This is a genomic window from Pantoea sp. SGAir0183 (assembly GCF_043545505.1).
In genome coordinates, this window is record NZ_CP028053.1 from 3,210,931 (window position 1) to 3,236,768 (window position 25,838).

Sequence of the window (25,838 nt, forward strand, 5' to 3'; positions counted from 1 at the left end):
ACGCCTTTCTGAAAAGGTGCAGATATGAGCCAGAGCGAGGCAAGTCGCCCATTGACTAAGAAGCATTATGAGATGCTTAAACGAAAAAAGCCCTGTAACGAGCAGGGCTGATAACCATTCAAAAAAATTTATCTATTTCTTATAAAAAGTGTATGATGAGCGCGGAGTATTCCCTGGTGTTGGCTGTGTTAGCCACCCTCACATCAACCCTTGAGGTTTCCGAGGCCACTAGTGGTGTGGGGGTTTCTTTTTTAAATCATAAATTATGTTGAACCTTAACCCCCTTCATAACAACTAGACTTTAGATCAAAAAAAACTATACTAAAGGATAGCAAAGGGAGCATTATCACTTTGTAATCAGATACATAAGCGAGAACCCTCTCAAGCTAACTTCGGATTGCGCTTGAGTTTTTTGTTCATCACCTTTAATTAACCACACAAACACCTGAGCAGCATTATGCTCTGCAAGCACGTCGTTTCCAAACGCCTTCAGACTGATTCCCTGCCCCCGGAAAGAATAAAACCATCAGAAAAATTGATACTAACCAAGTATGCTGCGCTGCAAGCTGAGCCGATCTGCCTTTCCACGTACAGCACCTGGTGCCAGTTCACCCCTTCTCCTGGTTTCACTGAATTCTCTTCCGCCGGACCCACGTATGTTTTACATCGTCGTATAATTGTCATCATCCTGTGATAGGTTCTCTGAGGGGTTATACACGCTCTTCTTAAACGCACTGGAGTTGTTACATGAAAACGACAAAAGCCCACTCTTTAGAACAGGCTAATGAATTACTGTCCAAAGGACTGGCTAAGAATGTTGAGTTGTGTTTTGAATTGACCACGGATGAGTTTTTCAGATTCACCGATCACTGGTGTGATAAAGGGGCAAAAATTCTAAAAAAAGAACACTTTGTCGTTAAACTGAAGCCTTCCGCTTCGGTCTCCGACCCAGAGTAATTCTGTTCTTTGCCTGCTGACTGCGGTCTTAACGATCGAGACGCTAACCGCGTTTTTATACACGCAACGACAGTCAGTAGGTGTTTTTTCACGGCTTGCTTTTTGAATAACGCTGGAAATCCCTCCAGTAAAACCGGGTATAGTGCTGCCTGACCCGTCAAAATCCTTATACATCTCAGTTCAGCGTGCCGGTACAGCCCGTAAGCAGTAGCAGAACGACACAAAGCACCACGTTTATCACTCGCGGAGACATTCTGATTGAAGCGAGTAAATTACGGTCTTTTGATACGTGCTTATTATGACCCGTTTTAGCGAAACGCTGAGACAGCATTAAAATGTCGAATGGCAGTAACAGCATTGCGGGAGTCAGCTTTGGCCGGTTCTCACTCTTAAATGGCTGCATTACGTTTTTCTCCGTCATCGAGTTTAACTGCGAGGTGGCTCACTGACATCTGTCACAACCCCGATAACCCTATATCCGCTAGCGAGTTCTGAATGGGTATACCTTGTAGCAATAAGAAAAAAATCGTGAACCAGCGCAATAGTGTTTCCAGTGCTAAATACGGCAACAAGCTTAATCAATTTCACTATGAACGTTACGTGATTAATTCCAAGGGTACTGCATGTCAGCTTATAAAGCATAATTAATGCATGTCTTTTTCTTAGCGCAGCGCTTAAAAAGCTGAAAAAAGACTAACATTATCGTTAAGTATGGTGTGGTAAGTGTAAAACGCTTATTAGACAGCACTATTTTGCTTTGCATCAGGCGCTAAAAATGCTCTTCCAGGGTGCTGTGGATAGCAATCAGCTGTCATTCCTTGCCAACGAAGCCATTTTTTCAGCAGTATTGGTAGTTCAACACCGCACTAGTGAGTATGAACTTAAAAATATGACAAAATGATGGCGAAGACAGTATGTCTGTAGCAAATCGCATCAAATGCAACAGCCAGCCTTTTTCAATGCGCAACCTTCAAACCGTCATTAATTATTAAAAAATAACATTCAAATCAATTATTTATCGATAGATAAATTAACATGCAAAAATCAGATGTGAAGTTAAACCTTCGTAAATAAAAAGCCTGCGCTTTTAAAATTCTCTCTGGGTATAGACTCCCGTTATATAGTGAAGGAAGATTTAAAAGTCACTGCGATGAGCATCCATTATCTGACAGAAAAGACGAACAGCCCAGTAAAGCGTATTGTCATGGACAGGAGCTAATTCTCTGTCGGGCAAATTCACGAAGTACACTGCATAACTTTATCATGTACCGTTTATCGATAACCCATTTCCGTTACTTCTGGAGTCAGGGGCTCTCGGCCTTAGCTTCTTGCTGTACATTATTAAACGAAGAATCAAGACCGTGCTTCTTTATCCAGGCATTAAAAGTATGCGTGACGATATAGAGACATGCTGCTACCATGGAAACAGAATGAGTGCAATCAACGACCTGTTTGTCCGCTTAAATTTCAAACATTTTAGGATAACACTTACCATTCATGTACATATATCTTAACTCATATTAAATAATACTAAGATGTCTGTAAAAACCTATGGCGATTCAATAAATTCTCAGTTATATCTTGAGAAAAAAATCCATTCCAGCCTCTTTCTGTAATTTTCTTTGAATATTTACACTTACGAGGCTATCAGACATATCTTCGATACGATTTTTACATTAACGTGAGTTGAAAAAAACAGCGCCCTATATAAGTTATAGAAAAAAAAGAGCGCTTGATTTTAATAAAAATCTACCGAAAAATTAATTCTGCCACTTTTCAATAATCACATTAACAGAGCCAGAATCACCCGCACGTTGCCAGTCTTCTAAATACAAGTCAAACCCGCCGCCCTGGGGAAAAGCATGGATAAGAGATGAAGATTGAAGCCCATCATTGTTTAAACCATAATAGCTTACAGAGGCGGTTTTATCTGCAGTTGTTGTACGATCGTAAGTTCTTAATGCGGCAGATTTTGAGTTTGTATTTCCTGCTTGTCCAGTGGCATAATCAATCCCTACCGAAGCCGAATCAATACGGAAACGATAGACTCCAGAAGCCACATTAGTTTCGTAATAAAGATTCCCACCGGGAACCGTATTATTATATCCATCTAAAGAAACAGTTTTATAGGGTTGCCAATCTGCCATAGCTGAAAAAGATGCTATTACAGAAGCAGTTAAGATAGAGGCTTTCAACGTTTTCATCATAGTTTAATTTCCTTAAGTGAGTCAACCAGCCTCTTATACATATCGGTATCTGACTCAGTTGTTAAGGGTATAAACTTTACTGATGAACTACACAACAAAACACCTTTTGGGGCCTAAAATTTTAGCCTGAAGCTTTTATGCGTCATCAAACCGTCAACTCAGAATAATAAAATTCAATTATTTTACGAAATCTGATGTAGACTCATTAAAATTTCATATCAGCAACTTTAAAGTGAGAATAAATTGGCTATATAACCAATTTTCGATGCTGAAAATATGCTCCAGCATCTGACATTGATCTTTTTTATATAAACCAGAATGCTGAATAAATAATTTGCAAGGAGTAATAGGTGTCCTAAATCACTTGATACAAAGGGCAAAATGAGAGCCATTACCACTCAATTTTTATCACCTCGATTCCAGACGTTCCTTACCCGCTATCTGTTTCGATAGGCCTTTTTTCTTGATAGACTCAGGTTACTTTAAGACCTGTTAACCATGGTTAAAGAAAGGTATTGTTATGAACAATTACGGGAACAGGAAAAGAAAATCAAATTACTTTTCTACGTATGGCAAGCCTTTAGACCAGTCATTTAGTTAATTTTGCTCCATGCACGTCAAAGTTATATACCAAAGATGCGCTTGTCCGTCTGAATTTTCAGTAAGAAGTTCGGACCATAACCGCTTGCAGTCTCCAGCTTTTGGCTCCGTTTAGAGATATATCAAGATATATACCTCCACCATCGGAAAGTTTGTATGACTTTTCCCTGGGCTTCGCAGAGTCGATTTGGCGGGCTGTTAGCTTCATTTGGGGGCATCATTTCCATTGAACCTGTCGATGCCCCCTATCGTGCCCCCATATTGGATAAGAACGCAATAGGTGACCCTGGACCGAAATGGACCAGTTAAAAGATTTATGTTCTGATTTTTAAGGGAAAAGTAGACTTTAAGGGATGTAAACAGAAGAGAAAGTGGCGCGCCCTACAGGATTCGAACCTGTGACCTACGGCTTAGAAGGCCGGTGCTCTATCCAGCTGAGCTAAGGGCGCGGAGAGGTTGGGTCGAATTATACGGTTGAACGCTGTTACGTCAACGTTTTTGCCGCGCCGACGCGGTGAGTGCCCAGGTAATGACCAATTTTCGCTAATGTTTGTCTCGCCAGGCGCTCAGCGACACCAGGTTACTCACCTCGGCAGTTTCACCTTCCAGCTCAACGCCTTGCTGAGTCACGCGCGTATTATATTGCTCGCGTAGCGCATTGAGCTCATGACTATCCGGTTCCAGCTGGCGCAAAAAGCCCAACGCCAGCAACAACTGCTGGCGGGAAATCGTCGCGGTAAAGCCTGCCCGGCTGAGTGCGCCGTGCCAGCGCCAGAGATTTTCATCGCTGCCATCGACAATCATCACCTGCCAGATTACCAGCACTGCCGCACCATTATTCAGATGTGCTTCATTATCACCGCTGATGTAGTCGGTAAACTCTTTTGCCGCCTCCTTTCCCATCAGGGAAAGCATGGATTCGATATGAACCGGCGGGAGTTGTAGACGCTTACTGAGCGCCTGCGCGGCATGGCGTGAACCGGCGGTCAGCAGCTGGAAGCCTATAACAAACACGACAACTAAAGTGGCGATTATTAACCAAATCATTACGTCTTCCCTTCATTTCTCTGTCTGGCATCATAAGCGTTAACCCATACTTTCGTCACGGCGAAATGTCGGTAACCACACTGTGGTCAGAATCTCTACCTGACAGCCGGACGTGCTTCTGACAAAATAGGCGCCATTCCCGATTCAAACTCAACACAGTGGATTTACGCTCTGATGGCAGCAAAAATTATTGACGGTAAAACGATTGCGCAGCAGGTACGGCTTGAGGTTGCAGAAAAAGTGAAACAACGCCTGGCCGCCGGTAAACGTGCACCGGGTCTGGCCGTAGTTTTGGTAGGTGAGAACCCTGCCTCACAGATTTATGTCGGCAGCAAACGCCGCGCCTGTGAAGAAGTCGGCTTTATCTCCCGCTCTTACGATCTGCCCGACACCACCAGTGAAGCGGAATTGCTGCAGCTGATTGATACTCTGAACAGCGACAACACGATCGATGGCATTCTGGTGCAACTGCCTTTGCCAGCCGGCATTGATAACGTCAAAGTGCTTGAGCGCATCACGCCCGATAAAGATGTTGATGGTTTCCATCCCTATAACGTTGGTCGCCTGTGCCAGCGTGCGCCAAAACTGCGCCCGTGCACCCCGCGCGGCATTGTGACACTGCTGGAGCGCTACAACATTGATGCTTACGGGCTCAATGCGGTGGTTGTCGGTGCATCAAACATTGTGGGCCGTCCCATGAGCATGGAACTGCTGTTAGCCGGCTGCACAACCACCGTCACGCACCGTTTTACCCGCGATCTGCGCCACCATGTTGAACACGCCGATCTGCTGATTGTCGCGGTCGGTAAACCCCATTTTATTCCGGGCGACTGGATTAAACCGGGCGCAATCGTCATCGATGTCGGTATTAACCGTCTTGAAAGCGGCAAAGTGGTCGGGGATGTGGATTATGAGGCTGCCTTTGAACGTGCTTCTTATATCACCCCGGTTCCGGGTGGCGTAGGGCCAATGACCGTGGCGACACTTATTCAAAATACCTTGCAGGCATGCGAAGCGTTTCATGATGGGGAGCAGGCATAATGGCTACGTTTTCTTTGGGCAAATTTCCCCACGTTGATCTCTGCGATCTGCTGAAACTTGAAGGCTGGGTAGAAAGCGGTGCACAGGCTAAAGTGGCGATCGGTGACGGCGAGGTGCGGGTCGACGGCGAAGTCGAAACCCGTAAGCGCTGCAAAATCTTTCAGGGGCAAACGGTCGAGTTTGCCGGGCAGCGCGTTACCGTTGTTGCCTGATCCGCTGGTGCCCCAGGTGGGGCACCTTAAATCCGCGCCTCTCCCACTATCCGCGTCTCACCGTTAACCTGCTCCAGCGCAATGTGACTGACCTCTGCATGTTGTGCAATCAGCGTCGCCAGCCGGGGCGAATGGCTGGTGATCCATAACTGACTGAACTGACTGGCCTCGGCAATCAGGGCGGCAAGGGCAGGCAGTAAATCCTCATGCAGGCTGTTTTCAGGCTCGTTCAGCGCCATAAAGGCAGGCGGGCGCGGGCTGAGCAGCGCCACGACCAGGCACAGGAAGCGCAGCGTACCATCGGAAAATTCGGCGCTTTCCAGCGGGCGCAAAATGCCCTGGCGCTGCATCAGCATCTGAAAACGTCCGTTCTGCACATCCACCTGAAACTCAGTGTCCGGGAAGGCTGTTTTCATCACTTTATACAACAGTTCATGATGCCCACGTTCCACTATCGTTGCCCATGCTGCGGCGAGATTACTGCCATCATGGGCCAGAACGGGTGCGCGCACGCCAATCTGCGGCGAACGAATCGGTGAACCTGGCCAGACGGCAAACTCATGATAAAAGCGCCATGCTTTCAGGCGTTCACGCATCCGGGAAAGTTCGGGATAGCGGTGCGGCTCCCCCAGTTGTCCAAACAGGGATTCTTCAGGATGCAGTACGCCAGCATAACTGACGCGCTCTCCGTCGATGTTATGCAGAAAGGCGGTCTGATTAGTGCGCTGCATAATGCAGGAAGACGGTCGGCGCTGCTGGCCACTCAGCCAGATGCGTTCTTCTTTAACCAGCGGATCCAGGTTAAACAGGCTGGTTGATAGCGGTTCAGGAAAACCGGTTTCCAGCTGGTAATCCATATCATCCATCGTCACGGCCAGGATGAGCCGCTTAGGATCATGTCGGCGGTCGCCACGGCGCAATCCGCCCGCCCACATCACTTTTTGCCCCCCGCCCTCTTCGGCCAGCGCCAGCGCAAGCCGTCCGTTAGCCGCCTCGTGCAGCAGCCGCACCGCTTTATAAAGATTGGATTTACCACAGCCGTTGGGACCGCTCACCACGTTGAGCGGGTGCAGCGGAAGCGTGAGATCGCGTACCGAACGGAAACCGCGAATGTGAATCTGCTTTATCGTCATCGACAAAAAAGGGCGATTGCTCGCCCTCTCCTGTGTTGCGTGTTATTTACGTCGCCAGGTGGAACCCTGCGGGCCGTCTTCCACAATCACGCCCAGCGCATTGAGCTTATCGCGTGCCACATCCGCCTGCGCCCAGTCTTTCGCCGCACGCGCATCGGCGCGGGCTTTGACCCAGTGTTCAATTTCAGCCACTTCATCGTCATTGCCTTGGGCACTGCTTTGCAAAAACACTTCCGGCTCCTGTTGCAGAATCCCCAATACATTGGCGATTTCACGCAGTTTTGCTGCCAGCGCACTGGCGGCCGTCATGTCTTCACCTTTCAGACGATTCACTTCACGCGCCATATCAAACAGCACCGAATAGGCTTCTGGCGTGTTGAAATCGTCGTTCATTGCTTCGCGGAAACGGGCTTCGAACGCCTCGCCACCGCTGGCCGCTACGGTGCGGTCAGTATGACGCAGCGCGGTGTAAAGGCGTTCCAGCGCGGCGCGTGCCTGGTTCAGGTTATCTTCACCATAATTTAGCTGGCTGCGATAGTGGCCCGACATCAGAAAGTAACGCACGGTTTCGGCATCATAATGCTGTAGCACATCGCGCACGGTGAAAAAGTTGTTCAGTGACTTCGACATCTTTTCACGGTCAATCATCACCATGCCGGAATGCATCCAGTAATTCACATACGGACCATCGTGGGCACAGGTCGACTGGGCGATTTCGTTTTCATGATGGGGAAACATCAGATCAGAACCGCCACCGTGAATATCAAAGTGCGCACCCAGCTGTTTGCAGTTCATCGCCGAACATTCAATGTGCCAGCCCGGACGACCGTTGCCCCACGGCGATGGCCATGAAGGTTCGTCCGCTTTGGACATTTTCCACAGCACGAAATCCATCGGGTTACGTTTCACGTCGGCAACCTCTACACGCGCACCTGCCTGTAGCTGCTCCAGATCCTGACGCGACAGTGCGCCATAATCAACATCGCTCAGGACATCAAACATGACATCGCCGTTATCCGCGACATAGGCGTGACCGCGGGCAATCAGCGTTTCCACCAGCGCAATGATGTCAGGAATATGGCGCGTGGCACGCGGCTCCACATCCGGCGGTAAAATCCCCAGCGCATCGAAGTCGCTGTGCATTTCGCCGATCATACGGTTGGTCAGCGTTTCGATGCTCTCGCCGTTCTCATTGGCTCGTTTGATGATTTTGTCATCAATGTCGGTAATGTTGCGCACATAATTGACGTCATAACCGACGTAGCGCAGATAGCGCGAAACCACGTCGAAGGCCACAAACGTGCGCCCGTGCCCAATGTGACAGAGGTCATACACCGTGATGCCGCAGACATACATGCCGATTTTGCCAGCATGAATAGGGGTGAATTCCTCTTTTTGTCGACTCAGGGTGTTGTAAATCTTCAGCATTGGGGGTTTCCGTAGTGAGGCGTGCGTAACGCACCGTTTTGAGTATCCTGTTATTGTGCCGTATTTTTATCTGTCACGCGACGCAAAGCAAGCCAACTGCGCTGCCTGGCTGACGTATTATCGGAAATTATGATATAAGAACGTTCGAGAAAAAGGCGTGTGCGCTTAAAAGCACACCCTATGCTACTGACGACAACCTTTACAGGACGAAAAAAATGGTAACTTTCCAGACTAACCATGGCGATATCGTGATCAAGACCTTCGATGACAAAGCGCCCGCAACCGTAAAGAACTTCCTGGATTACTGCCGTGAAGGTTTCTACGACAACACCATTTTCCACCGTGTGATTAACGGCTTTATGATTCAGGGCGGCGGTTTTGAGCCTGGCATGAAGCAGAAAGCCACCAAAGAAGAGATCCGTAACGAAGCCAACAACGGTCTGAAAAACACCAAAGGCACGCTGGCCATGGCCCGTACCTCTGCGCCGCACTCTGCGACCGCACAGTTCTTCATCAACGTGGCGGACAACGACTTCCTGAACTTCCGTGACGAAAGCCTGCAGGGCTGGGGTTACTGTGTATTTGCTGAAGTGGTTGAAGGGATGGACGTGGTAGAGAAAATCAAAGCGGTTTCAACTGGTCGCAGCGGTATGCATCAGGACGTACCGAAAGATGACGTCATCATTCAGAAAGTGACCGTTAGCGAGTAATGTCGCGCACGCTGTTTATCGCAGATCTCCATCTGTGTCAGGAAGAACCGGCGATTACCGCCGGTTTTCTGCATTTTTTGCAGCGCGAAGCGCCCCACTGCGACGCGCTTTATATTCTGGGCGATCTGTTCGAAGCCTGGATCGGTGATGACGATCCGAATCCGCTGCATCAACAGGTTGCCAGCGCCCTTCATGCCCTGCCCGTGCCGGTCTTTTTTATTCACGGCAACCGCGATTTTCTGATCGGCAAACGCTTTGCCCGCGCCAGCGGCATGACCTTATTGCCCGAGGAGCAGGTTCTGACGCTTTATGGTCACCGACTTCTGATTATGCATGGCGATACGTTGTGCACCGACGATGCGGGTTATCTGCAGTTCCGGGCGAAAGTGCATAATCTCTGGATTCAACGTCTGTTCCTGACGCTGCCGCTGTTTATTCGTAAACGGATTGCGGCACGGATGCGCGCCAACAGTAAACAGGCCAACCAGCATAAGTCGCTGGAGATTATGGATGTCAATCAACAGGCCGTGGTCGATGCGATGGTACGTCAGCAGGTGCCTTTACTGATTCATGGTCATACGCACCGCCCCGCTATCCATGATGTGTCGCTGAACGGAGCCCCCGCACAGCGCGCGGTATTGGGTGCCTGGCACAGCCGGGGATCAATGATCCAACTGGATGCAAACGGCATCCAGCTCATCGACTTCGATTTTTAGTCGTCCGGTGACATCGCGTTGCACACCTGCGCTGAGGCCCGTCGAGCGGCGCAAGGTACCCGGGGACTGTGCGAACGGGCGGCAGGCCAGCATAGTGAAACGCGTTCACGCCCTGCCGCCTGCCTTCCCCGCCCTGCGGTGAGCCGAGTTGTCTCACTCAGGCCGTATGCATTCCTGATGCGATAAGCTTATCGTCTGACGCTAACCCGCCCGACGCAACCGTTTTCCTTGCGCCTTTCTCATGGTATTCTCTGTGCCCTTCAAAACCTGTCCGCCTGGTCAGGTGTGTTTTTATTCACAGGAGTTGACCGCATGTCGTCGAATGCCGCCCCGGCCCGCATCGCAGTTGTTATGGGTTCCAAAAGTGACTGGTCCACCATGCAGTTCGCTGCGGAAATCCTTACCAGCCTGGACGTACCCTTCCATGTGGAAGTGGTGTCAGCGCACCGTACCCCGGATAAACTGTTTAGCTTTGCGGAAACCGCAGCGGACAACGGTTTTCAGGTGATTATTGCCGGTGCCGGTGGCGCGGCGCATTTGCCAGGGATGCTGGCTGCCAAGACCCTGCTGCCGGTACTCGGTGTGCCGGTACAGAGCGCCGCGCTGAGCGGCGTCGACAGCCTCTACTCGATTGTGCAAATGCCACGCGGCATTCCGGTCGGCACGCTGGCCATTGGCAAAGCGGGCGCCGCTAACGCAGCCCTGCTGGCGGCGCAGATTCTGGCGATTCATGACAGCGCGCTGGCGTCACGTCTGGCCGCCTGGCGTCAGTCACAGACCGATGAGGTACTGGACAATCCGGACCCGCGGGAGGAAGCATGAAGCCGGTTTGCGTACTGGGTAACGGACAGCTTGGCCGTATGTTACGTCAGGCGGGCGAGCCTATGGGCATTGCCGTGCATCCGGTTGGCCTGGATGCCGACCCCGCTACCCTGCCTATCGCCGGGAGCGTGATTACGGCTGAGATCGAACGCTGGCCCGAGACGGCACTGACGCGCGAACTCGCGAGCCACCCGGCCTTTGTGAATCGCGATATTTTCCCGCGGCTGGCCGACCGTCTGACGCAAAAACAGCTGCTGGATCAGCTCAGTCTGGCGACTGCCCCCTGGCAACTGCTGGCGGATAAAGGTGAATGGCCGCACGTTTTCAAAACGTTGGGCGAACTGGCTATTGTTAAGCGCCGCACGGGCGGTTATGACGGTCGTGGTCAATGGCGGTTACGTGCCGGTGAAACCGATACGTTACCCGACGACTGTTACGGTGAATGCATTGTCGAACAAGGCATTAACTTCTCGGGGGAAGTGTCGCTGGTCGGCGCGCGCGGCCATGATGGCAGCACCGTATTTTATCCGCTGACACATAATCTGCATGAAGAAGGCATTCTGCGTACCAGCGTTGCGTTCCCGCAGGCAGATGCCGCGCAGCAACAGCAGGCTGAGGCGATGTTAAGCGCCATCCTGCACGAGCTGAACTACGTCGGCGTCATGGCCATGGAATGCTTTGTCACGCCGCAGGGATTGCTGATTAACGAACTGGCGCCTCGCGTTCACAACAGCGGGCACTGGACTCAGAACGGGGCCTCAATCAGTCAGTTTGAACTTCACCTGCGCGCTGTTCTGGGTCTGGCTCTGCCACAGCCCGTGGTCATTGCGCCCTCAGTGATGGTTAACCTGATTGGCACAGCGTTAAATACTGACTGGCTCCAGCAGCCGCTGGTGCATTTGCACTGGTACGACAAAGCGGTGCGTGAAGGACGCAAAGTCGGTCACCTCAACCTGACCGACAGCGACCAGAGCCGTCTCGCTGCCGCCTTGCAGGCCTTGTTGCCGCTGTTACCTGCCGGGTATGCCAGCGGTATTCGCTGGGCAGCAGCCAAGCTGTAAATCTGTTCACGACCGGGCGCAGTATCATCGCGCCCGGTCGGTTTTACGTCGCGTCAAACGTCCTGAACAACGCATTGCCTTTCAACAAACGCACGCCCAGCCAGCCACCACAGAGCGACAGTAAGAGCGCGCCGCCCAGCGGTAAGGCCAGCCACAATGTCCAGTCGGGTTGCCACGGAAAATCAAAGATTTTACGCTGCAATGCCCAGAGTGCGGCCTCAGCACCGAGCGCCGCCGCAATGCCCGAGACGACGCCAATCAGCGCAAATTCACACCACAACGTAGTGCGCAGCAGACGTTTGCCCGCGCCCAGCGTGCGATAGACGACCAGTTCCTGTCGGCGCTGGCGCATCCCCACCTGAATCTGCGCCATGAGCAGCAATACACCGCAGGCCGTGACCAGCACTACCATGATTTCCAGTGCCTGGCTGACCTGGGTCAGAACCTGTCCAATCTGACGCAGGATACTGCCGATATCCAGCAGACTCAGCGTGGGGAATGTGCGGTTAAGCTGCGCCAGTAATGCGGCACGGTTGTCCAGACGGAAACTGGTCAGCCAGGTCAGCGGCTGGCTGTCCAGCGCGCCGGGGGGAAAAATAAAGAAGAAATTGGGGCGCAGGCTTTCCCAGTCCACTTTTCGCAGACTGGTGATTTTGGCGCTGAACCGCTGCGTATCGCCCTCAAAGGTCAAACTGTCGCCCGGTTTTACCCCCAGGCGATCGGCCAGCGCCACCTCCATGGACACTTCTCCGGCTTTCGGCGGCCAGCTCCCCGCGACAAGCGGATTATGATCGGGAAGCGTTGCCAGCGCAGTCAGATTCAGTTCGCGGTTCAGCGCGTTGTCCCGTGCGGGATCGGCAGGCTGACCGTTAATCTCACTCAGGCGCATGCGCGCAATCGGGTAAAAGGTTTCAGGTTTAACCTGATGCGACTGCAGAAACTCACGCACCTGCGGAATCTGCTCCGCCGTGATGTTGAGCAGGAAAAAGTTCGGGCTGTCTGCGGGCAACTGCTGCTGCCAGCGATCCAGCAGATCACCCCGCATCACCAGCAGCAACGCCAGTAACATAAACGACAGGGAAAAGGCGGCAAGCTGACTCAGCGTCATAGCAGGCTGACGCAGTAAACGATTAATGGCAAGCCGCAGCGCCAGATTACGTACGGACAAACGACGCAGAAGCAGTAATGTGCCCCAGCCGAGCAGGGCCAGCAGCCCTGCCAGCACCATTACGCCCGCCAGCAGTGCCCAGAGCATTTTGCTGCCGCCGACCAGTACCTCCAGCAGCGCCACCACCAGTAAGCCCATCGCGGGCAGATAGATTTTCAGCGGCCAGACGGCGGCAACGGCATCGCGTCGCAACACGCGTAACGGCTGCGTCGCCAGCAGCAAGCGGTAAGGACGTAATCCCACCAGCAGGGAAATCATAAACAGCGAACCGATCGCCCACACCCACGGCCACAGGCTGGCCGCTGGCAGAGACGCCGGCAGCACCGGTTTCAACATCGCCATCAGGATGGCTTCAACCACCTGACCGACTGCGCCACCGGCCAGGGCGGCCAGCAGCAACACCGCCAGCCACTGACCGATGATCAATCGTTGTAACGCGCCGCGCGTGGCACCCAGCGTTTTCAGCACGGCCACCAGATCGTAGCGGCTGCGGCAGTAGTGACTCATGGCGACCGCCACCGCGGCAATGGCGAGCATCAGCGTTAACAGAGCAGATAACAGCAAAAACTGCTGGGCACGCTGCATGGAGCGGCCCAGCGCGTCTTCCGAATTTTCAATACTGATCCAGCGCTGCCCGGTTTTAATCTGTGGCGTTATCCAGCGGTCATACGTGTCCAGTTGCTGAGGCTTGCCTGCGAATTTATAGCGCCAGGTGAGGCGACTGCCGGGCTGGATGGCACCGGTTTTATCCGCGTCAGCCAGGTTAATCAGTAAACGCGGGGCCATCTCAAACGGATTAAAACCGCCATCTGGCTCCTGGATAATCTCACCCGTAATACGTAGCGTGGTATCGCCCACATCCAGTTCATCGCCGACGTGCAGATTAAACAGTGCCATTAAACGCGGCGCGGCCAGCGCGGTACCGGGCTGGGGCTTCAGGCCTGGCGGCTGCGTTTTCAGCTCACCAAACATCGGATAAGTGTTTTCTACGGCTTTCACCGCAGCCAACTGCGGTGTCTGACCGGCAAAAGTCATGGTCATAAAGCTTAACTGTCGGCTGACTAATAACCCCGTTTCGCGGGCTTTATCCAGCCATGCCGCCGGCGCCGCCGTGCTGCTGCGCAACGTGCGATCGCCTGCCATAAAATCCCGGCTCTGCTGGCTCAGCCCCTTTTCCATGCGATCGCTAATCGATCCCAGCGCCAGCACACAGGCGACAGCCAGCATTAACGCCAGCCAGACGATCAATAATGAGGGCGAGCGCCACTCACGCCAGAACCACCGCCAGATCATTTTTCCTCCCATAATTTTCCCTCGCGCAGACGCAAACGGCGGTCACAACGCGCCGCCAGCTGCGCATCGTGGGTAACCAGAATTAACGTCGTGGCAAAATCGCGATTGAGGGAAAATAACAGGTCGGCAATGCGATCGCCGGTGTGGCGATCCAGATTGCCTGTGGGTTCATCGGCAAACAGCAGCCCCGGACGGCCGCTGAACGCCCGCGCCAGCGCAACGCGTTGTTGTTCGCCGCCGGATAACTGCGCAGGCAGATGCTGTAAACGCCCGGCCAGGCCTAACTGCGTCAGGAGATCGCGCGCCTGATCGCGGCTCTGCCGATCGCTCTCACCGCGCAGCAGTGCAGGTAACTGGACGTTTTCCAGCGCGTTGAGCGTGGGCACCAGCATAAATGACTGGAACACGAACCCGACCTGCTTCGCGCGCAACGCGGCACGCTGTTCTTCGTTCATGTGATGTAACGGCTGCCCCAACAGATGCACTTCACCTTCGCTGCCGTCATCCAGCCCGGCCAGAATGCCCAGCAAGGTAGATTTACCGGATCCTGACTCGCCAATCAGGGCTATCGTTTCTGCTGGTTTGACAACTAACTCAACTCCGGTAAGGATGGTTAACTGATGCTCTCCCTGACCCACGGACTTAGTAAGATGATGAACTTCAAGAATGTTTTCCGCTGGCATTATCCTTTCCTGTTATTGTGCTGTCTGTTGGTGTCCCGTCTTGCTGCGGCCGATACGTTGCTGGTGCTGGGTGACAGCTTGAGCGCAGGCTATCAAATGTCAGCCAGTCAGGCCTGGCCCAGCCTGCTGAATAAACAGTGGCAGCAGCAGCCCAGCGTCGTGAATGCCAGTATCAGTGGCGATACCGCCGCACAAGGGCTGGCACGCTTACCTGCCCTATTAAAACAACATCAGCCGCAGTGGGTGTTAATCGAACTGGGCGGTAATGACGGTCTGCGCGGCTTTCCTCCCAAAGACGTGGCGCAAACGCTGGGCACCATCATCGATCAGGTGAAAGCCGCAAAGGCAAAACCGATTCTGATGCAGATACGTTTACCCGCGAACTATGGCCGCCGTTATACTGATGCCTTCCGCGATATTTATCCGCAACTGGCAAAACAGTACGACATTGCTTTAGTGCCCTTTTTTATGGAGCAGGTTTATTTGAAACCGGAATGGATGCAGCAGGATGGGATTCACCCCAATCCTGATGCCCAACCGTTTATCGCCGACCTGATGGCAAAAGAGCTGGCTCCCTTAGTTAAGCAGTAGTTGTGCAAAAAAGGTAACGCATGCAAAAAACCATTTTGATAACGGGCTGCTCCAGCGGGATTGGTCTGGTCGCCGCCAAAGATCTGCTGGCACGCGGCTATCACGTCATCGCAGCCTGTCGTAAAGCCGACGATGTCGCACGGATGGACAGCCTGGGATTCACAGGGCTGCAGCTGGATCTGGACGATCCTGACAGCGTTGATCGCGCTGCCGACAGGGTACTGGCGCTGACGCATGGCCGACTGTTTGCGCTGTTTAACAATGCGGGATTTGGCACCTATGGTCCCTTAAATACCCTGACGCGCCAGCAACTGGAAAAGCAGTTTTCCAGCAATGTGTTCGGCACTCATCAGCTCACCCTGCGCCTGCTCCCGGCCTTAAAGGCCTGGGGCAATGCCCGAATCATTAATACCAGCTCGGTGCTGGGCATTATTTCGACGCCGGGCCGCGGCGCTTATGCGGCCAGTAAATACGCGCTGGAAGCCTGGAGCGACGCGTTACGTATGGAACTGCATACCAGTGGCGTGCGTGTCAGTTTAATCGAACCGGGTCCCATTCATACCCGCTTCACGGATAATGTTACTCAGGGCGAGCAGGATAATCCGGTGCAAAATCCGGGCCTTGCGGCACGTTTTACATTACCACCTGAGGCCATTTTACCCAAACTGCGCCACGCACTGGAGAGCAACCATCCTCGCCTGCGTTATCCGGTGACGCTGGTCGCGCATATCATGAGCCTGTTGAAACGTCTGCTGCCTGGCTGGATACTGGATCGCATAATTCGCAGTCAGTGAGGCGAATCCGCGAATACAACTTGAAGCCGGGTCGGTCGGCCCCATATTCTTTAAACATTTTCTGCAAAGAGACTTAGTCATGTCACCACACGCTTCGATTATCGACATTAACGAATCCAACCTGCATCAGACCCTTGAGCAGTCAATGCAGATTCCGGTGCTGTTCTACTTTTGGTCGGATCGCAGCCAACACTGTCAGGAACTGACGCCACTGCTGGAACGCCTGGCGCAGGAATATGCAAGCCAGTTTATTCTTGCCAGACTGGATTGTGACAAGGAACAACGGGTTGCCTCGCAGTTTGGGTTACGCTCCATTCCCACGGTTTACCTGTTCCAGAATGGCCAGCCCGTCGATGGCTTCCAGGGGCCGCAGCCAGAAGAGGCCGTGCGCGCCCTGCTGGAAAAAGTGCTGCCGCGCGAAGAAGAGCTAAAAGCCCAACAGGCGATGGCGCTGATGCAGGAAGGCAAACCGCTGGATGCGCTGCCGCTGCTGAAAGACGCCTGGCAGCTCAGTAATAAAGACAGCGAAATCGGCTTTCTGCTGGCAGAAGTGCTGATTACGTTAAATCGTAGCGACGAAGCTGAAACCGTCTTAAAGGCCGTTCCCCTGCAGGATCAGGACACCCGTTATCAAAGCCTGGTCGCGCAGATCGACCTGCTGAAACAGGCCGCTGACACGCCAGAAATTCAGCAGTTGCAGTCGCAGCTGGAAAGCGATCCGGAAAACGCCGAACTGGCAACCAAACTGTCGCTTCAGCTGCATCAGGTCGGACGCAATGAAGAAGCGCTGGAACTGTTATTTAGTTTTATCAAACGCGATCTGAATGCTGCAGATGGCCAGGCGCGTAAAATGTTGCAGGAGATTCTGGCTGCATTAGGCACCGGCGACGCCCTCGCTGCACGCTACCGCCGCCAGCTTTACTCCCTGCTTTACTGAGGTAAGCAGAAAACGGGCCGAACGACTTGGCCCGTCACGCTGACAACCCGGAGGTTATATGTTCACGGTTATTCCCGTTCTTATCCTGGTCGCACTGGTCATTGTCTGGTCCGGCGTGAAAATTGTGCCGCAAGGTTACCAGTGGACAGTTGAACGCTTTGGTCGTTATACCCGTACACTGCAGCCCGGCCTGAGTCTGGTCGTGCCTTTCATGGATCGTATCGGGCATAAGATCAACATGATGGAACGGGTGCTGGATATTCCCTCCCAGGAGATCATCTCCAAAGATAATGCGAACGTGACCATCGACGCCGTCTGTTTTGTTCAGGCTATCGATCCGGCACGGGCTGCCTATGAAGTCAGTAATCTTGAACTGGCTATCCTCAATCTCACTATGACCAATATGCGCACCGTGCTGGGCAGCATGGAACTTGACGAGATGCTGTCCCAGCGTGACAGCATTAATACGCGCCTGCTGCATATTCTGGACGAAGCCACCAATCCCTGGGGCGTAAAAATCACCCGTATCGAAATCCGCGATGTCCGGCCGCCGCAGGAGCTGATCGGTGCTATGAATGCGCAAATGAAGGCCGAACGCACCAAACGTGCCGATATTTTAACGGCGGAGGGCGTGCGTCAGGCAGAGATTTTGCGCGCGGAGGGAGAGAAACAGGCCCAGATTTTGAAAGCGGAAGGGGAAAGAACGTCAGCTTTCCTTCAGGCAGAAGCGCGTGAGCGCCAGGCCGAAGCGGAAGCCCGTGCGACAAAAATGGTGTCGGACGCCATTGCCTCAGGCAATATCCAGGCCGTGAACTACTTTGTGGCGCAGAAATATACCGACGCGCTGCAAAAAATTGGCGAATCCAGCAACAGTAAAGTGGTGATGATGCCGCTGGATGCCAGCAGCCTGATGGGCGCCGTTGGCGGTATCAGTGAGTTGTTAAAAGAAACCCGTAGCGAGTCAACGCGCTGATGCTCAGCGAAATTGTGGCGCATCCGCACGGATTCTGGCTGACGCTGGGCGGCTTACTGCTGGCGGCTGAGATGCTGGGTACCAGTGGTTATCTGCTCTGGAGCGGGCTGGCCGCGATGCTGGTTGGCCTTGTAGTCTGGTTTCTCCCCATGAACTGGGCCGCACAAGGGATGCTGTTTGCCCTGTTCACACTGGTCAGCGTATTTTTATGGTCTCGCTGGCTGCGCTACCGCGAACGTCAGCAGCAGCCCAGTTCACTGAATCAGCGCGGCAGTCAGATGATTGGTTTACACCTGACGCTGGAACAGACGCTGCAAAACGGTATCGGACATGTGCGCATCGGTGACAGCAGCTGGCGCGTTCAGGCCGAACACAATTTGCCTGCCGGAACCGAAGTGGTCATCGTGGCCGTTGAAGGCATCACGCTACGTATTCAGCCACGTTTGCCGTCAGCCTGACGGCAGCAACCTGCCAGATCATTAATGATGGGGCAGTCTGCACTGTCGTTGCCCGGACAGGCTGCCGCCAGCGCCAGCAAACGTGCGCGCATGGCGTGCAACTCTTCAATATGCGCAGCAATCTCATCGGCTTTTTGCAGCGTACGCGCCTTCACATCGGCGCTGTGACGCTCAGGATCGTTAAACAGCGCAACCAGTTCGCGGCATTCATCCAGCGTAAAGCCAACCTGGCGCGCCTGGCGCAGCAGATTCAGCTCATCAAGATGATGCGTATTGTAATGCCGGTAACCATTATCCCCGCGCAACGGGGGCGTCACGACGCCCTTCTCCTCATAAAAACGAATAGCCTTGCTGGTCAGTCCGGTCTTTTTCGCTACGGCACTAATATTCATAATGGATTCCCTGCCCTTCCCCTTAACAGTTAGCGGGATGATGAAAACAACGTTTGCACGCTGCTGGCTTAATACTCAGTTTACCTGTTTAGCCTCTGCCTTATCACCCTGGTTTCACTTCACTATGTTGACCCGCTTTCCTGAGAAACTATAGCGCACATCACCCCGTTTCTGAGGTCTGAGCCTGCTCATCGTCAGGCTTCAGAGACCGCGCGTTGATTCCTGTTTCCCTTATGTTGCTTACGTTGGCAGCTCTTCCTCTGCCCCAGGCTGCCCGTGCACAAGCACGGCACTTAAATCAAAGCCATAAAAAACAGCCATATAAATATTGTCAATGCGTAAAAATCTTATAAAATGCCGCCCATTTGTAACTGTTAATCACATAAATTAAGGAGTGATTATGGCTTTAGTCAGCTGCCCGGAGTGTCATAAGGAAGTAAGTGATTCAGCATTACGTTGTCCGTCATGTGCCAAACAGCTCAGAAAACCACGCCGTTCGTTCTTTGGCAAAGTCATCAAATGGGCTTTCATCCTGTTCAACATTCTCATGATCTACTGCCTTGTTGCCGGATTAAGTGGAAGCGGCGAGGTGGTCAACAACGCGGCTTCTGATGCGGAAAGAGCGGGTGCTGCGATCGGTGCCGGTTTAGGTGTCATGGCTATTGGCGGCATTTGGGTGATTGGCGACATTATTCTGGGCATACTGGTCCTCTTCACAAGACCGAAGGGATGATGGACGTCACAGCGGTGTTGTACAGTATTTTTTGCGTTAAATGCGCCAGTGCGTCACCCCGCGATAACGCGTAAAAAACCCTGTATCGTGACCATCATTAACGATTAAGTCTGACAGTGAAGCGGACAGGCCCTGAAGGCGCCCTGCTGCGCAACCCCGGCAAAGGCTCGCCGCTCAGATAATCCGATTCGGGTTAGTTGGCACACAGCTCGTCTGACGCCGAAACGATGCATAAAAGCCCCGCGGATAACCCGGGGCTTTTTGCTTTTCCACCCCCACCCGCGACACGGGCTGCACATTTTTTACCCACCCATTCTGGCATTCTGTCCCTTTTAACAGCCTGTATTTGACCTTCCCCTTGATGGAAGGTTTATCCTTAGTCACAGTCACTTCTGACTACTCACTCCGCCACACCAACCAAGGAGTCAACGATGTCAAATACGGTTATCCTGGCACTGGAAGGATTATCCTGCGGCCATTGCGTTAAACGCGTAAAAGAGGCGCTTGAGCAGCGCGACGATGTTGAACAGGCCGAGGTCACCCAACAGGAAGCCAGCATTTCTGGCAGCGCCGAGGTCACTTCGCTCATCGCCACTGTCGAACAGGCGGGCTATCATGCAACGCTGAAACCTGAAGGCGCGTGCCCAAAGCCTGAGCCGTTGACAGCATCAGAGCCGCCGCCGGAGGCGCTGACAACGGAGTCCTCTTCCCTGCCGGCAACCGAAGCATTGCCTGCTTACGTCCTGCTTATTGACGGCATGAGCTGTGCCAGTTGCGTCAGCCGGGTTGAAAAAGCCCTTGAACAGGTTGCCGGTGTACAGCAGGCACGCGTTAATCTTGCCGAGCGAAGCGCGCTGGTCATGGGCCATGTTGAGCCACAGCAGCTGGTCGCTGCCGTGGATGCGGCCGGTTACGGTGCGGAAGTGGTTGACGACGAGCAGCAGCGGCGTGAAAAGCAGCAAACCAGCGCCCGTCGCGCCCTGCGTCGCTTTAGCTGGCAGGCAGGCGTCGCGCTGCTGCTGGGCGTGCCGCTGATGGTATGGGGCATGATGGGCGACAATATGATGCTCACTGCCGCGAACAGAACCACCTGGCTGGTCCTCGGGATGCTCACCCTGCTGGTAATGATCGGGGCGGGTGGCCACTTCTACCGCAGCGCCTGGCGCAGTCTCCTTAACCGCAGCGCCACCATGGATACGCTGGTGGCGCTGGGAACGGCGGCCGCCTGGAGTTACTCCTTCAGCGTGGTCGTCTGGCCTGACTTTTTCCCGCCGCAGGCGCGCCATCTCTATTTTGAAGCCAGCGTGATGATTCTGGGCCTGATCAATCTGGGCCATGCGCTTGAACAACGCGCGCGCCAGCGTGCCTCACGCGCCCTGGAACGGCTGCTGGATCTTACGCCCGCACAGGCCAATGTCATCACGGAACAAGGTGAGACGCTTATGCCCGTCAGCGCGGTAGAGCCCGGTATGATCCTGCGACTGGTCGCAGGCGATCGTATCCCCGTAGACGGCGAGGTACAGTCAGGCGAAGCCTGGTGTGACGAAGCAATGCTGACTGGCGAAGCGGTTCCCCAATCCAAAACACAGGGCGATCGCCTGTTTGCCGGTACGCTGGTGCAGGACGGGACCGTTCGCTTTATTGCGCAGGCGACTGGCGGCAATACCGCGCTGGCACGAATTATTCAGCTGGTACGTAAAGCGCAGAGCAGCAAACCTGAGGTTGGCCGTCTTGCGGATCGTATCTCTGCGGTCTTCGTACCGGTGGTCGTGGTTATTGCCTTGCTGAGTGCGCTGATTTGGTACCTGGTGGGTCCACAGCCCCAACTGGCCTATGCGCTGGTTGTGGCCACCACCGTCATGATCATCGCCTGTCCCTGTGCGCTGGGTCTGGCAACACCGATGTCGATTATCGCGGGCACCGGACGCGCTGCTGAATACGGTGTGCTGGTGCGGGATGCCGATGCATTGCAACGCGCAAGTCATATCGACACGCTGGTGTTTGATAAAACGGGCACGCTTACCCAAGGTGCCCCGCAGGTCACCGAGGTTATCACCTGGCAGGGCAGCACCCGCGATGCCGTGCTCTCTGCCGCTGCGGCACTGGAACAGGCGTCAGGGCATCCACTGGCGAAAGCTATCGTGGCAGAGGCCGGCGCTGGCGAGAAGCCTGAGATTTCGCAATTTCGTACAATACGCGGCAAAGGGGTGAGTGGCATTCTTAACGGCAGACAACTTGTCCTGGGTAATGTCAGCCTGTTAAGCGAGCACGGTGTGGATTGCCAGGCGGCACAGGAAGAAACGGAGAGACTAACCCGCCAGGGCGCAACGCCGGTTTTACTGGCTGAAGACGGGAAGCTTACTGGCCTGATTAGCCTGCGTGATACTCTGCGGCCGGAGGCGGGTGAAGCGCTGCAACGGCTGCATCAGGCAGGTTACCGGTTGATTATGCTGACCGGGGACCATGAGAATACCGCCCGCGCTATTGCTGATGACGTGGGCATGGATGAAGTGATTGCGGGTGTTTTGCCGGAAGGTAAAGCCGATGCGATCAGCCAGTTGCAGCAGCAAGGCCGTCAGGTCGCCATGATCGGCGATGGGATTAATGATGCACCCGCGCTGGCCCAGGCGGATGTCGGCATAGCCATGGGCGGCGGCAGTGATGTGGCGGTGGAAAGCGCATCGATAACGTTGCTACGTGACGATCTGCATGGCGTGGCAGATGCCTTAGCGATTGCATCCGCCACACTCAGGAATATCCGTCAGAACCTGTTTGGTGCCTCTATCTACAACATTATCGGTATTCCGCTAGCTGCGGGCGTGCTCTATCCCTTCACGGGGTTGTTACTCAGCCCGATTGTTGCCGGCGCGGCGATGGCACTCTCATCGATTACCGTCGTCAGCAATGCTAACCGGCTACTGCGCTTCACACCGCGCAAGAAGCCTTAACGGCCGCCTCTGTTTTTCGCCGCCGGATCCCGCTAGCATGGTGTCTTTAACACAGTAAGGACAGGGAATGACTGCGAGCCTTTGGCAACGTTTGCGTAACTGGATGGCGCCACTTTTTCCCACCAGCTACCGGTGGCCGGCCGTCGATATCCGGTCGGGAGCATGCCAGTTTCATCTGGTGGGAAGCATTCATATGGGCACGCGCGATATGCAGCCTCTGCCAGTGCGGCTGCTACAACAGTTGCAAAATGCCGATGCCCTGGTAGTGGAAGCGGATATTACTCAGGGCGGTTCGCCATTTGATGACACCGAAGTATGCCCGCCGCTGTCGGTGCGTATGGATGAAGGCACGCTGGCGAAGCTGGACGCGTTATGCAATGAGACCGGTTTGTCCCTGACGCAGTTTGATACGTCACCGGCCTGGCAAATTGCGTTGATGCTGCAGGCCCGTCAGGCCCAGCGGCTGGGATTGCGCCCGGATTACGGCATTGATTATCAGTTGCTTCAGGCGGCACGTTCACTGCAAAAACCCGTGATTGAGCTTGAGGGCGCAGACGCGCAAATCACCCTGTTAAAGTCGCTGCCCGATAACGGCATGGCGCTGCTGCAGGATACGCTGACGCACTGGCACACCAACGCGCGCATGTTGCAGACGATGGTGAGCTGGTGGCTGGAAAGCCCGCCCCGCGAACCGCAAATCGCCTTACCGGCGACGTTCAGTCAGACGCTCAATGACACGCTGATTAGCCAGCGCAACCGTGAGTGGCGCGGGCGATTACAAACGTTGCCCGCGGGACGTTATGTGGTGGCCGTCGGCGCACTGCATTTATATGGTGAGAACAATCTGCCAGCCCTGCTACGGGCGGAGTAATCAGGGATAAAAAAAAGAGAGCCGACAGTCATATCGGCTCTTCAAAGAGGAATGTGTTAATGATTTTAGTTATCGCTCAACAACCCAGTTGCTGGCGCGTGGCAATTCTCGCCTAAAGCACATTATTTCGCCACATTTATCTTTCAATAAAACGTAATAAGATTTTTCTGAATCAGAGGCCATTATGACGCCTGCGGTAAAACTGTTGGAAAAACAAAAAGTCAGCTTCACACTGCACCCTTATGAGCATGACGCAAGCGAAACGCATTTTGGCGATGAAGCGGTACGTAAGCTTAACCTGGACGCCCGCCAGGTCTATAAAACGTTGCTTGTAGCGCTGAACGGCGATGCAAAGCAGCTGGCCGTGGCGGTGACGCCCGTGGCAACGCAGCTTGATCTCAAAAAGGTGGCTAAGGCTCTCGGGGCAAAAAAAGCGGAGATGGCCGAGCCCCTGCTGGCGCAGCGGATTACGGGTTATCTGATCGGCGGCATCAGTCCGCTGGGGCAAAAAAAGCGTCTGCCGACGGTGATTGACCACTCAGCCAACGACTTTGCCACGCTGTTCATTTCTGGCGGTAAACGCGGACTGGATATTGAACTCAGCCCGCAGGATTTGTCCCGTCTTCTGGATGCCCCGCTGGCAGACATTGCCCGACGCGATTAAGCCGGTTGCAGAGCGCAGAGTTCATCAATCATCCAGCGCCCGGCCGGGCCGGGCGGATGGCGGCGCGACCAGACCACTTCTACGGCGATGCGCTGCGGCCACCCGGCGACAGGCAATTCCTTTAAGACACCATGTCCAAACTGTTTCACCAGCCAGCGCGGCAAAATGCTCCAGCCAAAGCCCTGTTCCGCCATTTCAAGCAGCACATAATATGTCTGAGCAGACCAGGCCCGGCCCTGAAAAGTGGGGGCGCGGCGTTCGGTCCAGGTATTGAGACGAAGGTGACGAAGGGGGTCAAGCTGGCTTTCATTCACCGTCGCTTCCTGCGCCAGAGGATGATCCCGGTGCAGGTAAATCCCTAACTCAGCATCGACCTGCAGGCGGGCGACCGCGATGTCAGCCGGGAGCGTCGGCTGGGCACGAATCACGCCGATCTGCGCGCGCCCGGTTTGCAACAGTTCGACGACATCGTCATCTTCCGCCGCGATGCCTTCCAGCTCCACCTCCGGATAGCGCCTGTCAAATTGCCTGAGCAGGCGCTGATGGTAGTGCGTTTGCCAGAAGTCAGATACCGCCACGCTGAGCCGCGGTTCGATTCCCTCGGACAGGCGCGTTGCCAGCGCATCCAGTCGCTCACTGGCGGCAAGAATCTGCTGAACCTGCGGTAAGACGCGTCGCCCTTGTTCGGTCAGTTGCGGCTGACGACCGCGCCGGTCAAATAAGGCAAAACCCAGATCGTCTTCCAGGTTAACCACAGCCACGCTGATGGTGGACTGGCTTTTGTTTAAGGCGCGCGCGGCGGCAGAAAACGAGCCACTGGCTACCGTTTGCACAAAGGCTTCCAGGGATTCAGGAGAGTAACGCATGTGAACCATCGCTTTTATCGATAGATGATCATTTTATCTTAGCATGATGCCATGGGAAAATAGGCACCTGAACTAAGGAGACTGACATGCAAACCCATTCACTCACCGAGCGCATCTTACATGCCAGCCTGTTTGAAGGTCTGGCCATCCTCACCATTGCCCCGCTGGCAGCCTGGATGATGGATAAACCGCTGTTTCAGATGGGCGCACTGGCCATCATGTTGTCCACGGTCGCGATGCTCTGGAATATGATGTACAACAGCGTGTTTGATCGCTGGTATCCGCCTCGTCAGAAACGCAGTGCGTGGGTTCGTGTGCTGCATGCTCTGGGATTTGAGGGCGGCTTTATCCTGATAGGGCTTCCGCTGGCCGCCTGGATGCTGGAGATTTCGTTATGGCAGGCCTTTATGATCGAAGTGGCGTTTTTTCTGTTCTTTCTGCCCTACACCTTCGTCTATAACCTGGTGTGGGATAAACTGCGGTCGCACTGGTTCAACCGTAAGGCCTGCCGCGCCTGACAAGGCACCGGGGAG

At 53.9% G+C, this 25,838-nt stretch carries 25 protein-coding genes, 1 tRNA gene and 1 pseudogene; 17 read left to right on the forward strand and 10 right to left on the reverse strand.

The genetic code is table 11. From position 1 onward, the window contains the following. Positions 1-747: 747 nt before the first annotated feature. Entirely contained in the window at positions 748-957 is a 210-nt protein-coding gene (locus C1N59_RS14980; protein ID WP_033738740.1) for a hypothetical protein, read from the forward strand. 1,760 nt (positions 958-2,717) lie between these two features. On the opposite strand, the gene C1N59_RS14985 is transcribed toward C1N59_RS14980, so the two are convergent. The 4 genes and pseudogenes from C1N59_RS14985 to C1N59_RS15000 all read right to left on the reverse strand — a co-directional run bounded on the left by C1N59_RS14985 (position 2,718) and on the right by C1N59_RS15000 (position 4,811). Further along, the gene (locus C1N59_RS14985; protein ID WP_394549826.1) at positions 2,718-3,164 is read right to left on the reverse strand and encodes a hypothetical protein; all 447 of its coding nucleotides are present in this window, start codon (positions 3,162-3,164) and stop codon (positions 2,718-2,720) included. A gap of 685 nt (positions 3,165-3,849) precedes the next feature. Then, positions 3,850-3,972: pseudogene (locus C1N59_RS14990) on the reverse strand (Arm DNA-binding domain-containing protein); the annotation flags it as partial. A 164-nt stretch (positions 3,973-4,136) separates the two neighbouring features. After that, positions 4,137-4,213 (reverse strand) — tRNA-Arg (locus C1N59_RS14995). A 94-nt stretch (positions 4,214-4,307) separates the two neighbouring features. Further along, the gene (locus tag C1N59_RS15000) at positions 4,308-4,811 is read right to left on the reverse strand and encodes a DUF1198 family protein (RefSeq protein WP_054634384.1); all 504 of its coding nucleotides are present in this window, start codon (positions 4,809-4,811) and stop codon (positions 4,308-4,310) included. 174 nt (positions 4,812-4,985) lie between these two features. Here C1N59_RS15000 and folD point away from each other — a divergent pair, with 174 nt between their 5' ends. Together folD and ybcJ are read left to right on the forward strand one after the other, a co-directional pair. Beyond that, positions 4,986-5,852, forward strand: coding sequence for a bifunctional methylenetetrahydrofolate dehydrogenase/methenyltetrahydrofolate cyclohydrolase FolD (gene folD, locus C1N59_RS15005; protein ID WP_006117852.1), 867 nt, complete (start codon positions 4,986-4,988; stop codon positions 5,850-5,852). Next, positions 5,852-6,064, forward strand: a complete 213-nt coding sequence (gene ybcJ, locus C1N59_RS15010) for a ribosome-associated protein YbcJ (protein ID WP_006117853.1) — start codon at positions 5,852-5,854, stop codon at positions 6,062-6,064. The genes folD and ybcJ overlap by 1 nt, the downstream gene beginning before the upstream one ends. A gap of 26 nt (positions 6,065-6,090) precedes the next feature. Here ybcJ and C1N59_RS15015 read toward each other — a convergent pair whose 3' ends face one another. Together C1N59_RS15015 and cysS are read right to left on the reverse strand one after the other, a co-directional pair. Continuing rightward, a complete protein-coding gene (locus C1N59_RS15015; protein WP_058701134.1) occupies positions 6,091-7,197 on the reverse strand; it encodes an AAA family ATPase in 1,107 nt (368 codons plus the stop codon). 42 nt (positions 7,198-7,239) lie between these two features. After that, a complete protein-coding gene (cysS, locus tag C1N59_RS15020) occupies positions 7,240-8,625 on the reverse strand; it encodes a cysteine--tRNA ligase (protein ID WP_394549827.1) in 1,386 nt (461 codons plus the stop codon). A gap of 215 nt (positions 8,626-8,840) precedes the next feature. Between cysS and ppiB the strand changes: the two genes are divergently transcribed. The 4 genes from ppiB to purK all read left to right on the forward strand — a co-directional run bounded on the left by ppiB (position 8,841) and on the right by purK (position 11,934). Then, positions 8,841-9,335 carry a peptidylprolyl isomerase B gene (gene ppiB, locus C1N59_RS15025; protein ID WP_006117856.1) on the forward strand — a complete coding sequence of 165 codons (495 nt, stop codon included), beginning with the start codon at positions 8,841-8,843 and terminating at the stop codon, positions 9,333-9,335. Beyond that, a complete protein-coding gene (gene lpxH, locus C1N59_RS15030; RefSeq protein ID WP_164483032.1) occupies positions 9,335-10,051 on the forward strand; it encodes a UDP-2,3-diacylglucosamine diphosphatase in 717 nt (238 codons plus the stop codon). The genes ppiB and lpxH overlap by 1 nt, the downstream gene beginning before the upstream one ends. 312 nt (positions 10,052-10,363) lie before the next feature. Further along, complete coding sequence (purE, locus tag C1N59_RS15035) at positions 10,364-10,873, forward strand: 5-(carboxyamino)imidazole ribonucleotide mutase (protein WP_006117858.1); 510 nt, start codon at positions 10,364-10,366, stop codon at positions 10,871-10,873. Further along, positions 10,870-11,934: a 5-(carboxyamino)imidazole ribonucleotide synthase gene (gene purK, locus C1N59_RS15040; protein WP_039338460.1), complete on the forward strand. Its 1,065-nt coding sequence runs from the start codon at positions 10,870-10,872 to the stop codon at positions 11,932-11,934. The genes purE and purK overlap by 4 nt, the downstream gene beginning before the upstream one ends. Before the next feature lie 43 nt (positions 11,935-11,977). On the opposite strand, the gene ybbP is transcribed toward purK, so the two are convergent. Beyond that, positions 11,978-14,395, reverse strand: a complete 2,418-nt coding sequence (gene ybbP / locus C1N59_RS15045) for a putative ABC transporter permease subunit YbbP (protein ID WP_394550873.1) — start codon at positions 14,393-14,395, stop codon at positions 11,978-11,980. After that, positions 14,392-15,078, reverse strand: a complete 687-nt coding sequence (gene ybbA / locus C1N59_RS15050) for a putative ABC transporter ATP-binding protein YbbA (RefSeq protein WP_058701138.1) — start codon at positions 15,076-15,078, stop codon at positions 14,392-14,394. The genes ybbP and ybbA overlap by 4 nt, the downstream gene beginning before the upstream one ends. Between ybbA and tesA the strand changes: the two genes are divergently transcribed. The 5 genes from tesA to C1N59_RS15075 all read left to right on the forward strand — a co-directional run bounded on the left by tesA (position 15,046) and on the right by C1N59_RS15075 (position 18,831). After that, entirely contained in the window at positions 15,046-15,669 is a 624-nt protein-coding gene (gene tesA / locus C1N59_RS15055) for a multifunctional acyl-CoA thioesterase I/protease I/lysophospholipase L1 (protein ID WP_174250603.1), read from the forward strand. The two genes, ybbA and tesA, sit on opposite strands and share 33 nt — an antisense overlap. 20 nt (positions 15,670-15,689) lie before the next feature. Continuing rightward, entirely contained in the window at positions 15,690-16,463 is a 774-nt protein-coding gene (locus C1N59_RS15060; protein ID WP_033738720.1) for an SDR family oxidoreductase, read from the forward strand. A gap of 79 nt (positions 16,464-16,542) precedes the next feature. Beyond that, the gene (locus C1N59_RS15065; RefSeq protein WP_394549828.1) at positions 16,543-17,400 is read left to right on the forward strand and encodes a co-chaperone YbbN; all 858 of its coding nucleotides are present in this window, start codon (positions 16,543-16,545) and stop codon (positions 17,398-17,400) included. A 58-nt stretch (positions 17,401-17,458) separates the two neighbouring features. Continuing rightward, positions 17,459-18,373 (forward strand): SPFH domain-containing protein, encoded by a 915-nt coding sequence (locus tag C1N59_RS15070; RefSeq protein WP_006117865.1) that lies wholly within the window; start codon positions 17,459-17,461, stop codon positions 18,371-18,373. Then, on the forward strand, positions 18,373-18,831 hold the full coding sequence (locus tag C1N59_RS15075; RefSeq protein ID WP_033738715.1) for an NfeD family protein: 459 nt from the start codon (positions 18,373-18,375) through the stop codon (positions 18,829-18,831). The genes C1N59_RS15070 and C1N59_RS15075 overlap by 1 nt, the downstream gene beginning before the upstream one ends. Here C1N59_RS15075 and cueR read toward each other — a convergent pair. Continuing rightward, positions 18,807-19,223 (reverse strand): Cu(I)-responsive transcriptional regulator, encoded by a 417-nt coding sequence (gene cueR / locus C1N59_RS15080; protein WP_006117867.1) that lies wholly within the window; start codon positions 19,221-19,223, stop codon positions 18,807-18,809. The genes C1N59_RS15075 and cueR overlap by 25 nt on opposite strands. A gap of 400 nt (positions 19,224-19,623) precedes the next feature. Between cueR and C1N59_RS15085 the strand changes: the two genes are divergently transcribed. From C1N59_RS15085 to ybaK, 4 genes are all read left to right on the forward strand, one after another. After that, positions 19,624-19,956, forward strand: coding sequence for a seryl-tRNA synthetase class IIa (locus C1N59_RS15085; protein ID WP_033738713.1), 333 nt, complete (start codon positions 19,624-19,626; stop codon positions 19,954-19,956). Between the two features lie 431 nt (positions 19,957-20,387). After that, positions 20,388-22,904, forward strand: a complete 2,517-nt coding sequence (copA, locus tag C1N59_RS15090; RefSeq protein WP_394549829.1) for a copper-exporting P-type ATPase CopA — start codon at positions 20,388-20,390, stop codon at positions 22,902-22,904. Positions 22,905-22,971: 67 nt separating this feature from the next. Further along, a complete protein-coding gene (locus C1N59_RS15095; RefSeq protein ID WP_006117911.1) occupies positions 22,972-23,775 on the forward strand; it encodes a TraB/GumN family protein in 804 nt (267 codons plus the stop codon). A 184-nt stretch (positions 23,776-23,959) separates the two neighbouring features. Beyond that, positions 23,960-24,439 (forward strand): Cys-tRNA(Pro)/Cys-tRNA(Cys) deacylase YbaK, encoded by a 480-nt coding sequence (gene ybaK, locus C1N59_RS15100; RefSeq protein ID WP_058701143.1) that lies wholly within the window; start codon positions 23,960-23,962, stop codon positions 24,437-24,439. Here ybaK and C1N59_RS15105 read toward each other — a convergent pair. Further along, a complete protein-coding gene (locus C1N59_RS15105; RefSeq protein ID WP_054688055.1) occupies positions 24,436-25,305 on the reverse strand; it encodes a LysR family transcriptional regulator in 870 nt (289 codons plus the stop codon). The genes ybaK and C1N59_RS15105 overlap by 4 nt on opposite strands. 86 nt (positions 25,306-25,391) lie before the next feature. Between C1N59_RS15105 and C1N59_RS15110 the strand changes: the two genes are divergently transcribed. Further along, a complete protein-coding gene (locus C1N59_RS15110) occupies positions 25,392-25,823 on the forward strand; it encodes a multidrug/biocide efflux PACE transporter (protein WP_394549830.1) in 432 nt (143 codons plus the stop codon). Positions 25,824-25,838 lie beyond the last annotated feature (15 nt).

Bases quoted from the DNA above. Each gene is read 5' to 3' on its own strand.
- C1N59_RS14980 (WP_033738740.1), top strand. From the start codon at position 748: ATGAAAACGACAAAAGCCCACTCTTTAGAACAGGCTAATGAATTACTG.
- C1N59_RS14985 (WP_394549826.1), bottom strand. From the start codon at position 3,164: ATGATGAAAACGTTGAAAGCCTCTATCTTAACTGCTTCTGTAATAGCA.
- C1N59_RS15000 (WP_054634384.1), bottom strand. From the start codon at position 4,811: ATGATTTGGTTAATAATCGCCACTTTAGTTGTCGTGTTTGTTATAGGC.
- folD (WP_006117852.1), top strand. From the start codon at position 4,986: ATGGCAGCAAAAATTATTGACGGTAAAACGATTGCGCAGCAGGTACGG.
- ybcJ (WP_006117853.1), top strand. From the start codon at position 5,852: ATGGCTACGTTTTCTTTGGGCAAATTTCCCCACGTTGATCTCTGCGAT.
- C1N59_RS15015 (WP_058701134.1), bottom strand. From the start codon at position 7,197: ATGACGATAAAGCAGATTCACATTCGCGGTTTCCGTTCGGTACGCGAT.
- cysS (WP_394549827.1), bottom strand. From the start codon at position 8,625: ATGCTGAAGATTTACAACACCCTGAGTCGACAAAAAGAGGAATTCACC.
- ppiB (WP_006117856.1), top strand. From the start codon at position 8,841: ATGGTAACTTTCCAGACTAACCATGGCGATATCGTGATCAAGACCTTC.
- lpxH (WP_164483032.1), top strand. From the start codon at position 9,335: ATGTCGCGCACGCTGTTTATCGCAGATCTCCATCTGTGTCAGGAAGAA.
- purE (WP_006117858.1), top strand. From the start codon at position 10,364: ATGTCGTCGAATGCCGCCCCGGCCCGCATCGCAGTTGTTATGGGTTCC.
- purK (WP_039338460.1), top strand. From the start codon at position 10,870: ATGAAGCCGGTTTGCGTACTGGGTAACGGACAGCTTGGCCGTATGTTA.
- ybbP (WP_394550873.1), bottom strand. From the start codon at position 14,395: ATGATCTGGCGGTGGTTCTGGCGTGAGTGGCGCTCGCCCTCATTATTG.
- tesA (WP_174250603.1), top strand. From the start codon at position 15,046: ATGATGAACTTCAAGAATGTTTTCCGCTGGCATTATCCTTTCCTGTTA.
- ybbA (WP_058701138.1), bottom strand. From the start codon at position 15,078: ATGCCAGCGGAAAACATTCTTGAAGTTCATCATCTTACTAAGTCCGTG.
- C1N59_RS15060 (WP_033738720.1), top strand. From the start codon at position 15,690: ATGCAAAAAACCATTTTGATAACGGGCTGCTCCAGCGGGATTGGTCTG.
- C1N59_RS15065 (WP_394549828.1), top strand. From the start codon at position 16,543: ATGTCACCACACGCTTCGATTATCGACATTAACGAATCCAACCTGCAT.
- C1N59_RS15070 (WP_006117865.1), top strand. From the start codon at position 17,459: ATGTTCACGGTTATTCCCGTTCTTATCCTGGTCGCACTGGTCATTGTC.
- C1N59_RS15075 (WP_033738715.1), top strand. From the start codon at position 18,373: ATGCTCAGCGAAATTGTGGCGCATCCGCACGGATTCTGGCTGACGCTG.
- cueR (WP_006117867.1), bottom strand. From the start codon at position 19,223: ATGAATATTAGTGCCGTAGCGAAAAAGACCGGACTGACCAGCAAGGCT.
- C1N59_RS15085 (WP_033738713.1), top strand. From the start codon at position 19,624: ATGGCTTTAGTCAGCTGCCCGGAGTGTCATAAGGAAGTAAGTGATTCA.
- copA (WP_394549829.1), top strand. From the start codon at position 20,388: ATGTCAAATACGGTTATCCTGGCACTGGAAGGATTATCCTGCGGCCAT.
- C1N59_RS15095 (WP_006117911.1), top strand. From the start codon at position 22,972: ATGACTGCGAGCCTTTGGCAACGTTTGCGTAACTGGATGGCGCCACTT.
- ybaK (WP_058701143.1), top strand. From the start codon at position 23,960: ATGACGCCTGCGGTAAAACTGTTGGAAAAACAAAAAGTCAGCTTCACA.
- C1N59_RS15105 (WP_054688055.1), bottom strand. From the start codon at position 25,305: ATGCGTTACTCTCCTGAATCCCTGGAAGCCTTTGTGCAAACGGTAGCC.
- C1N59_RS15110 (WP_394549830.1), top strand. From the start codon at position 25,392: ATGCAAACCCATTCACTCACCGAGCGCATCTTACATGCCAGCCTGTTT.